This window comes from Paenisporosarcina sp. P5_A11, assembly GCF_056400705.1.
In genome coordinates, this window is sequence record NZ_JBFUKT010000131.1 from 1 (window position 1) to 9,653 (window position 9,653).

The window sequence follows — 9,653 nt, forward strand, 5'->3', positions numbered from 1 at the left end:
AAACAAAAGAGTACATTTGCGCCTAGAGTAAATGTACGATAAACAAGATTATCGTTTAACAGTGCCTTTATTTATAAGAAAATTCCGCAAATTCCATTGATAGAACATATTTAGTCCCCTATACTAAGTAAAAGCTTTTCGAAAGGAGAAACCTTATGACAAATTCTATATTAAATATCGAATTACCACATTCCGTTCAACTATTAGAACACATGGCTTCTGAATCGATAGAAAAAGGTCCTTTTACATATGTAAACAGTGGTTCTGGTGCCGAGAGTACGTTACGTGCAAATGTTAATGCTTTTGATGACTGGCATATTGTTCCGCGAGTTTTGAATGATGTCAGCATTCGGGATACCTCAACGCAAGTATTAGGTACTACCTTCCCTTCTACTTTTGCAATTGCCCCTGTAGGAGTACAGAGCATATTCCATCCAGATGGTGAGCTTGCTTCAGCAAGAGCGGCCGCTCATCACGGAGTCCCGTTTATCGCTAGTACGTTATCGTCATATTCTTTAGAAGAGATTGCTGCAAATCTTGGGACTACGCCACGCTGGTTTCAATTGTATTGGTCTAAGGATGTAGAACTGGCTTTAAGTATGGTTAAACGTGCGGAAGAATCAGGTTATTCGGCTATTGTCATTACGGTAGACACGGCTCTTTTAGGAAATCGAGAACGAGATTTAAACAATGGCTATTCACCTCTGAAACTTGGAAAAGGATCAGCTAATTATCTACATGACCCTGTTTTCCTAAGTCGGTTGGGTAGTAATCCTTCTAGTGATGATCCCGATGTAATTGGAAAAATAGTAGATGTGATATTTAATCCTTCCTTAACTTGGGATGATCTTGGGACGATAAAAAATCACACCAAACTTCCTGTTTTATTAAAAGGAATTCTTCATGAAGAGGATGCGCGTAAAGCGTTACATTATGGAGTAGATGGAGTAATTGTTTCTAATCATGGTGGCAGACAGCTCGATGGCTGTATCTCATCATTCGAAGCCTTACCTTCAATCGCAGAAGTAATTCAAGGAGTAGTTCCTATCTTACTAGATAGTGGGATTAGAAGAGGCTCTGATGTCATTAAAGCGAAAGCATTAGGGGCAAATGCGGTACTACTGGGACGCCCTTTTGTTTACGGATTAGCTGTAGCTGGAGAAAACGGGGTTCGACATGTGTTAAATGATTTCATTAATGATATTGACGTTTCATTAGCGCTTACTGGATTCGCATCCCTGCAAGAAGTCAATCGATCAATCATTCGTAAAAAGAAATAAACACTGCCCAAAGTACTCCCCCCTTTCTCTTTTATTTTCAAATAAAATGTTACCTGAATTTTCAGAATAAAATAATGTAATCATCTGTCTATTCATATAATAAGGGAATATAATAGAAGTAAAATAAAGGGGGTGTCGTTGTGGATCTTGAACGTAAATTGGAGCGTTGGGAAAAAGAAGGATTTATCGACCAAGTAGCGGTTAAAAAGATTCTAACTTTTGAAAACCAACAACCAAAACCTACCAAACTTCCGCTGCTCTTAATTATTGGACTCATTTTCTTTTCACTTGCAGTGTTTAGTTTCATTGCAGCGAATTGGCAGGTAATGCCAGCTCTATTGAAAATAGGCTTGGTTCAATTACTGATGTGGATGTTTTACGGTTTCGGCTATTTAGCGGAACGTAAAAACTTCGGTCGTGCCATCATTTTTCGTCTCATAGGACTTGCAATGTTTGGAGCAAGCATTATTGTAACCGTTCAGGCTTTTCATTTTTCGGTATCAAATTCGATTTTACCATGGGCTATATTTATTGTGACTCTCGCCCACTATTTTTACTGGCGTCAGTTCCCGTATGCTTTAATTGCTTTTATTGCTGGAGCATTCGTGTTAATGATGTCGATCCCTACTATGAGTTGGTTTGAATGGGGTTGTTTCCTTGCTGTAACACTAGCCTGGTTCTATTTTAGCCATATTGATTCTTCTATGATATTCAGTTGGTTGCTGCTTTTCGCATCAGGTTTAATGCTATGGATACTCGTAGATTACGAGACAATATTATGGCCAATTTGGACTCTGTTTACGCTAGTTTTTCTGCTTCTAAGTGTTCCAGAAAAAGAACGTTTGTTGGGGCCTTTGACTCTAGTAGTTGGAGCTTTTCAATTAGTTGTCTACTTGACAATTAGAGGTGCAATGGATTTATCATTTCCCGAAATAAATTTAGTGGAGTCCATCTCATTATTAGTTGTTTCTGTAGGTGTCTTAGTACTCACTTATCTACGCTTCCAATCAATTACGTGGATTTCTGTTTTAGGGGCAGTTGGTTTATTGTTATTCGATGATACAGCTATTGCGCTCGCCATAGTAGCTGAAATCGTAGCTCTCGCGTATTTAGTCATTGCACATCGGCAAGATAGACCACTTACTTTTGGCTTTGTCTATTTTATTGCTGTTCAATTTGTTCTTTACTTCATTTATGCATGGGAAAGACTCGACATGTCTCTCTTCTTCCTAGTCGGTGCCATTTTGCTCTTTGTCCTCTCAGGAATCGCATGGTATGTAAACCGGAAGAAAGCAGGTGTTGCAACATGAGATCGTTCTTATTCCCTGCTTTACAAAGTCTTTTTATTGCACTGATTGTCTTGAGCTTTTACGCAACTTCGTGGTTAGGTGAACAGTTTGTTTTAAGAGCAGAACCGTTCGATCCAGTTGATCCGTTTTATGGGGAATATGTTTTGCTACAATATCCTGACTTAAAACCTTCAGACTCTTTGCAGAATGGTGAAATCTACTTCACATTAAAACAAGGTGACGACGGTTATGCTGTCATTGACCGAATCGATTCACAAGCTTTCTTTGGATCTATTCGAGGAACTTATTACAACGAACTCATTACCGCTCCCCAACTTGAGCAGTATTACGTAGAACAAGGAACTGGACCGGACCTTGAAAAAGCACGTAATTTAGCCGTAACACTCGATGTCTCACCGTGGGGAACGATTCGTCCAGTGTATTTAGATGTCCGACAAGATTAACTAATAAACAGCAAAAGCGAAGTCGCTTTTGCTGTTTTCTAATTATTTGAAAATGGCATCTTTTAATTAACTACATATAATGACTATGCACAGAACGAGTTAATTTTCAACTTACCCTTAAATTGACGCAAAGGACTAGAAAGCTTATTATTACGCACAAGGATTTAGTTTTAACAATTGATTTGCCTTGAATCGCTTGTAGATATACATATCATCTTTTATATACCAGAAAATCGAGAAAGGATGTTTAATAGATGAAAATTACAGCCATTTATTTATATGCCATTCATTTACCTCTTCACCAACCTTTTGTCATCAGTTACCAAACATATAACTTTATGCCTTCAGTTATCGTGAAAATCGAAACTGACGAAGGCATTACGGGATATGGTGAAGCTGTGGCTGACGAACACGTGACAGGTGAAACATGGGAAAGCACATATCACATCATAAAAAATACGTTGGCTCCTGTAGTTTTGGGACATAATCCATTGGAAATCGAGAGACTCCATGATTTAATGAACAAAACCATTTATTCAGCACCTACCGCAAAAGCAGCCATCGATATTGCGTGTTATGATATCATCGGAAAAAAATTACAGCAACCCGTCTTTCAACTCATAGGCGGTCGTTACCATGACGAGTTTTCCCTCACACACGTCCTAAGTATTGCCGAGCCTGAATTGATGGCAAATGAAGCTGCTTTACATGTTACCAAGGGCTACCAATCCTTTAAAATGAAGGTTGGAACAAATATCAAACAAGATGTTAAGCGAATTCAAGCAGTTCGTGCTCGCGTAGGCGAAGATATTGCCATTCGCGTTGATGTAAACCAAGGTTGGCAAAATAGTGCTACAACTTTAGTGGCTTTAAAGAAATTGCAAAATTGTAATCTTGATTGGATTGAACAGCCAGTGGTGGCAGATGACATCGATGGTATGGTTGAAATTAAGTCAAAATCAATAATTCCTTTAATGATTGATGAAGGCTTAAAGGGATCTCGTGAAATGCTGGAAATCATCCAAAAACGTGCTGCTGATAAAGTGAACATTAAATTAATGAAGTGTGGTGGTATTTACCCTTCAGTAAAAATGGCTCATCAAGCAGAACTCGCTGGATTAGATTGTCAAATTGGCTCAATGGTCGAATCCTCTATTGGATCAGCAGCAGGATATCATGTTGCTTTTTCCAAAAAAAATATTAGCTCGGTAGAACTAACTGGTCCATTAAAGTTCTCGAAGGATATTGGCAATTTGGCTTATGATGTCCCTTATATACGATTAACTGATAAGCCAGGATTAGGTATAGAAATAAATGAAGAAACACTACGTGAATTAACCGTTTATCGTGATATTGTCAGATAGCTGAAGAAAGATACAAATTAAGAATATTAGTTTTTTAAAGGCTGAGCTATCGCTCAGTCTGACTTTTTGAGCTTCACGTCTGAAAAAAAGGGCTTCACGTCTGAAAAATTTCGTTCCACGTCTGAAAACAGCATATCTAGATTGTGAGTCTCAAAACATTTTGATCCAGGATAAAACACCTTTGAATTTAGCACTTATGTGAGTGCTAAATTCAAAGGTGTTTTAATACCTATAACTATTTGTCCAGTTTTCTATATAGAAATCTTCCTAGTTTTTTTGCGGTAGGACATGATAATCTAACTATTTCCCAAAAAAATGTTTCGACAAATTTTTCATATTTTCGAGTCTGTGGATAAGTTTATACACATTTCATCTGCCTTACCTTATACAATTACCTATTGTATTCACAAGTTAATCACAATCCATCCACAGAATATTGTGGATAACCGAACGATTGTTCTTAACCTAACAATCTGATAGATTTAAATTACACCAAGATTGCCTACCAATATATTCTTATTTATAAAAAAATAGAAGCAAATTTGATGAAATCGGAGGTGAATTACGTATGAGTAAACTATCGACCAAACTGTTGATGGAGTCTTATATTAAAGCAAAAGACTTAAAACTTTGTCCGGATTTTATATGCCTATTAGAAAATGAAATTCGCCGACGTTCTTTGTCTATCTAACACTTCATTGTCCATACGCCGAGCTACCTCATAAGAAATCCAGAAGCGAATGTAGCTACTGGATTTCTATTTTTTTATATTACATGTCCTCTATATTTGAACCGTTGCTAACAAACTTTTCATAAAATTTGTGATAAGAAGAGTTTTGTTCGCTCATGTTGTGGATTATCAAATAATTCACTTGGAGTTCCAATTTCTATAATTTCCCCAAAATCAAAAAGAACAATTCGATCTGCGACCTCACGAGCAAAATTCATTTCATGAGTCACAACGAGCATTGTAATTCCAGATCCTGCTAAAGTTTTAATTACATCTAAAACTTCTTTAATCATTTCAGGATCTAATGCTGAAGTTGGTTCATCGAATAACATGATTTTAGGTTGCATGGCTAAAGCTCTAGCAATTGCTACTCGTTGCTGTTGTCCTCCAGAAAGCTGACCTGGATATTTATGAGCTTGTTCTGGAATACCAACACGTTCTAACAACTCTAATGCAATTTTTTCTGCTTTGGCTTTTGGCCATTTACGAACCCAAATAGGTGCTAGGGTAATGTTTTTTAATATGGTCATATGAGGGAATAAGTTAAATGATTGAAAGACCATGCCTGTTTCTTTTCGAATAGCTTCGATATCAGAAATATCATTGGATAAAGGAATCCCATCAACTGTGATTTCCCCTTTTCGAATTTCTTCTAACCCGTTAACTGTTCGAATAAATGTAGATTTCCCTGATCCAGAAGGACCTAGTATAACTACAACTTCACCCTGCTTAACCTTTAATGATACATCTTTTAATACATGCAAATTTCCAAACCATTTATTCACATTATTACAAACGACTATATCTTTCCTGAGTTCCAGAGATATATCAGCGTCAAAGTTTTTAAACATACATGTCCCTCCTTAGGATTAAAGTTCGTATTTATCGCTTACCAACACCTAAAGCTACTTCCAATCTTCTGCTCGCATAGGACATCATATTGCAAAAGATAAGAAAGACGAGAGCAACGAATAAAAATACTTCCATCTGTGTCCCTAGAAACTGAGGATTAGATATTATATTTCTTCCAATGCCCAGAATATCGGTTAAGCCTACAACAGCAACGAGGGAAGTGTCTTTAAATATTCCGATGAAAAGCCCTACGATCGCCGGGATAACTGCACGTAACGCTTGAGGTAAGATAATAAATGTCATCTTGAATGCTGTATTAAGTCCAAGTGATTCCGCCGCTTCAAATTGTCCTCGAGGAATTGATTGCAATCCTCCACGTATGTTTTCTGCTAAGTATGCTGCAGTAAATAAAGTGAATCCAACCATCGCTCGTATGACATTATTGATGTCTATTCCATGTCCCATAAACAACGGCAGCATCAACTGTGCAATAAACAAGATGGTAATCAAGGGAACTCCTCGAATCAATTCAATATATCCAATGCTGAACCAACGAACTATTGGTAATTTGCTTCTTCTTCCAAGCGCCAGTAGTAACCCAAGTGGAAAAGAAAAAACAATAGCTACCAAAGATATTAGTAAAGTTAATAAAAAACCACCCCATAAATTAGTGCCAACATGATTAAATACACCAAAACCACTTAATAAAAAAACAATGACTGGAAACATGAGAAACCAGGCGATGAGTAGTGGTTTCTTTAACTTTGGCCGGTTCTTGCCTATTACATATGCAGTCACTAGTACGACAACATTTACTAGCAACCATATACGGGTTTCTGTCATGACGAAGGGCAAACATCCTAAGATCGTATACATTCCTACCATTGCTATTGTTAAGTGGGCGACTGTTCCCTTCCACAATCCCCATGAAAGACCCATTAGTACCGAAGAAAGCGTTAAACAAATCCATAGCCGCCACACTTCTGCTGCCGGGTACTGACCCACTGCTAATAACCTGAAATTAGCTGAAATAACCTGCCAATCGGCACTAAAGAAAATCCATACAATCGAATTCTTCACTATCAAATAACTAATGATCCCAAATACGATCGTTAACAGTGTGTTTTTCCAACTACTAAATAAGTTCTTCTTCAACCAGCTCACTGTATGTGTTAGTGGTTTATATGGAGCTTGTTGTGTCTGTTGAAATTCTTCACGATTCACTTTTCTCACCTCTCTACTAGTTGCGTATATTTGTTAAATATATTCATTAAGAGTGACGTGAATAAACTCATAGATAAGTAGACTAGAATCACGATTGATATGACTTCTACACTTTTACCTGTTTGACTTAGAACTGTGATCCCAACTCCTACTAGTTCTGGGTACGCTACCGCTGCAGCTAGACTTGAATTCTTAATTAGATTTAAATATTGATTCGTTAAAGGAGGGATAATAATCCGAATAGCCTGAGGTAAAATAACAAGTCTTAAAATAGTTGGACTTTTCAAGCCTAGTGCTTTTGCTGCTTCAACTTGTCCTTTTGGTACGGCCAAAATACCTCCCCGTACAATTTCAGCAATATAGGAAGCGGTATACATGACAAGTGCTACTAATAGTGCACCAAAACCTGGTCCAATTGTGTAACCACCATCAAACCCTCGTCCAGCAATCACTGGAACACTAAGTAAAAGCGGCGACTGTAATGTGAAAATCCATGTAATTACTCCCCATCCAACTAGAGAACCAAGAGCCCAGAATGACGGATATTTTCGCTGACCTGTTTCTACTTGTTTTATGATTCTAACTTTCCAAACGATATACGATAGAAAAAGACCAACTAAAAGAGAAATGAACCATATCATGGATGATGGCGTTAGCTCGAACCAAGGAATAACAGTCCCTCTATTACTAAAATAAAAGAGTCCAAATGCATTTAAGCTTTTTTCTATACTGGGAAAGCTCAAAAACACAGCATAAAACCAAATGAAAATCTGAACTAACAAAGGGGTATTACGAAAAACTTCCACATAGACAGTAGCCACTGTTTTTGCTAACCAGTTATTCGATAACCGAGAAATACCAATGATGAACCCAAGAATAGTAGCTAAAATGATTCCAATTAAAGCGACTTTAATTGTATTTAGAATTCCTACAAGGAATGCTTTACCATAAGTATCTGTCGAAGAAAACTCAATCAACTTATCTCCTATATCAAATGACGCCATTTTACCTAAGAAATCATAACCAAAACTCATTCCCATTTGCTTTAAACTACCAAGAGCATTGGTGAAAAAGAATGCTCCTAAAAGCATAACCAATAAAGCAAATATAGCTTGAAGAAGAATGGGAATGACTCGTTTATCTCTCCAAAAAGGTGGTGACGTCGAAGATGAAAGTTTTTTCACGTATGATTCACCTCACCGTTATTTTTCCAATATTAATTCTTCTTGTTTAAACTTAAAAAGAAGAGGCCTGCCCCCTAGTTTGAAAAGGTATGCAGGCCTAAATCTATAATCGACATTTCTACACTAAAATTAGTATTTTATCGGAAAGGCGGAGAATACATTAAGCCACCATTTGTCCAAAGTTCATTTGGACCACGATCTAAATCAAACACTGTGTCTGGGCCAAGATGGCGATTATAAACTTCGCCGTAGTTCCCCACAGCCTTAATGATCTGAACAACAAAGTCTTTTGGTAATCCCAGTTGCTCACCCAGATCCCCTTCAACACCTAAGAAACGACGAATTTCAGGATCTTCACTATCGATGAAAGTATCTACATTGCCCTGCGTAATTCCGTACTCTTCTGCTTGTATCAATGCATATACAGTCCATGTCACTACGCCTACCCATTTCGAATCTCCGTCTTTTACTGAAGGAGCTAGCGGTTCTTTAGATAATACCTCAGATAAGATAAAATGTTCCTCTGGTTTGGCTAAGGTAGATCGACGAGAAACTAATCCAGAGCGGTCCGTAGTAAACCCATCTACACTTCCTTCTTCATAAGCAGCAATTGCTGCATCTTGACTATCAAATACAACGGGCTCATAAGTGACTCCCAATTTACGCATTTGGTCAGCCAAATTAAGTTCGGTTGTTGTGCCGGATTCAACTGCAATTCGTGTTCCCTGTAAATCCTTTAAACTTTTAATTCCACTATCTTCACGCACCATCATCCCTTGGCCGTCATAAAACGTAACCGGTGCAAAAGCTAGTCCAACAGAAGCGTCTCGAGAAGTGGTATACGTGGTATTTCTCGCTAAAACATCAACCTCGCCCGTTTGAACAGCAATAAAACGCTCCTCTGCTGATAATGGTCTGTATTCAACTGCATCGGGGTCTCCAAAGATAGCTGCGGCTATCGCTTTTGTAATATCAACATCCATTCCCGAATAACTTCCATCAGATGCTACATAACCAAAACCTGGTATATCAGCGTTAACTCCACCCACTAATTTACCTCGCTTTTTGACTATATCTAATTGTGATTTGGATTTGGTTTCTTCAGCCTTTTCTTCTGAACATCCCGCTAAGACAACCGAAAATATGAGTAAAATGCTTAATAAAGCTAATAAATGTTTTTTCATGTTTTGGTCCCAACCCCCTATTTTTTTTCAAACTACTATTTAAAAATACTATTTTGCTTTAATCTATCCCCCTCTAATAGAC

General features: G+C 37.7%; 9 protein-coding genes. 5 read left to right on the forward strand and 4 right to left on the reverse strand.

Annotated elements, in window-relative coordinates:
* Positions 1 to 155 precede the first annotated feature (155 nt).
* The 5 genes from AC1DOS_RS14810 (at position 156) to sda (ending at position 5,088) form a co-directional block, all read left to right on the forward strand.
* On the forward strand, positions 156 to 1,280 hold the full coding sequence (locus AC1DOS_RS14810) for an alpha-hydroxy-acid oxidizing protein (protein WP_477538117.1): 1,125 nt from the start codon (positions 156 to 158) through the stop codon (positions 1,278 to 1,280).
* A gap of 140 nt (positions 1,281 to 1,420) precedes the next feature.
* On the forward strand, positions 1,421 to 2,590 hold the full coding sequence (locus AC1DOS_RS14815; protein WP_477538118.1) for a DUF2157 domain-containing protein: 1,170 nt from the start codon (positions 1,421 to 1,423) through the stop codon (positions 2,588 to 2,590).
* The gene (locus AC1DOS_RS14820) at positions 2,587 to 3,033 is read left to right on the forward strand and encodes a GDYXXLXY domain-containing protein (protein ID WP_108586606.1); all 447 of its coding nucleotides are present in this window, start codon (positions 2,587 to 2,589) and stop codon (positions 3,031 to 3,033) included. The genes AC1DOS_RS14815 and AC1DOS_RS14820 overlap by 4 nt, the downstream gene beginning before the upstream one ends.
* Before the next feature lie 254 nt (positions 3,034 to 3,287).
* Positions 3,288 to 4,397: a mandelate racemase/muconate lactonizing enzyme family protein gene (locus tag AC1DOS_RS14825; protein ID WP_477538119.1), complete on the forward strand. Its 1,110-nt coding sequence runs from the start codon at positions 3,288 to 3,290 to the stop codon at positions 4,395 to 4,397.
* Positions 4,398 to 4,965: 568 nt separating this feature from the next.
* Complete coding sequence (gene sda / locus AC1DOS_RS14830; protein ID WP_108586608.1) at positions 4,966 to 5,088, forward strand: sporulation histidine kinase inhibitor Sda; 123 nt, start codon at positions 4,966 to 4,968, stop codon at positions 5,086 to 5,088.
* Between the two features lie 119 nt (positions 5,089 to 5,207).
* Here the strand turns inward: sda and AC1DOS_RS14835 are convergent, their stop codons facing one another.
* The 4 genes from AC1DOS_RS14835 to AC1DOS_RS14850 form a co-directional block, all read right to left on the reverse strand.
* The gene (locus AC1DOS_RS14835) at positions 5,208 to 5,978 is read right to left on the reverse strand and encodes an amino acid ABC transporter ATP-binding protein (protein WP_108586609.1); all 771 of its coding nucleotides are present in this window, start codon (positions 5,976 to 5,978) and stop codon (positions 5,208 to 5,210) included.
* 31 nt (positions 5,979 to 6,009) lie between these two features.
* Positions 6,010 to 7,203: an amino acid ABC transporter permease gene (locus tag AC1DOS_RS14840; RefSeq protein WP_477538120.1), complete on the reverse strand. Its 1,194-nt coding sequence runs from the start codon at positions 7,201 to 7,203 to the stop codon at positions 6,010 to 6,012.
* 5 nt (positions 7,204 to 7,208) lie between these two features.
* On the reverse strand, positions 7,209 to 8,387 hold the full coding sequence (locus AC1DOS_RS14845) for an amino acid ABC transporter permease (RefSeq protein ID WP_108586611.1): 1,179 nt from the start codon (positions 8,385 to 8,387) through the stop codon (positions 7,209 to 7,211).
* A 137-nt stretch (positions 8,388 to 8,524) separates the two neighbouring features.
* The gene (locus AC1DOS_RS14850; RefSeq protein ID WP_477538121.1) at positions 8,525 to 9,571 is read right to left on the reverse strand and encodes an amino acid ABC transporter substrate-binding protein; all 1,047 of its coding nucleotides are present in this window, start codon (positions 9,569 to 9,571) and stop codon (positions 8,525 to 8,527) included.
* Positions 9,572 to 9,653: the final 82 nt, after the last annotated feature.

Bases quoted from the DNA above. Each gene is read 5' to 3' on its own strand.
- AC1DOS_RS14820 (WP_108586606.1), top strand. From the start codon at position 2,587: ATGAGATCGTTCTTATTCCCTGCTTTACAAAGTCTTTTTATTGCACTG.
- sda (WP_108586608.1), top strand. From the start codon at position 4,966: ATGAGTAAACTATCGACCAAACTGTTGATGGAGTCTTATATTAAAGCA.
- AC1DOS_RS14850 (WP_477538121.1), bottom strand. From the start codon at position 9,571: ATGAAAAAACATTTATTAGCTTTATTAAGCATTTTACTCATATTTTCG.
- AC1DOS_RS14810 (WP_477538117.1), top strand. From the start codon at position 156: ATGACAAATTCTATATTAAATATCGAATTACCACATTCCGTTCAACTA.
- AC1DOS_RS14825 (WP_477538119.1), top strand. From the start codon at position 3,288: ATGAAAATTACAGCCATTTATTTATATGCCATTCATTTACCTCTTCAC.
- AC1DOS_RS14835 (WP_108586609.1), bottom strand. From the start codon at position 5,978: ATGTTTAAAAACTTTGACGCTGATATATCTCTGGAACTCAGGAAAGAT.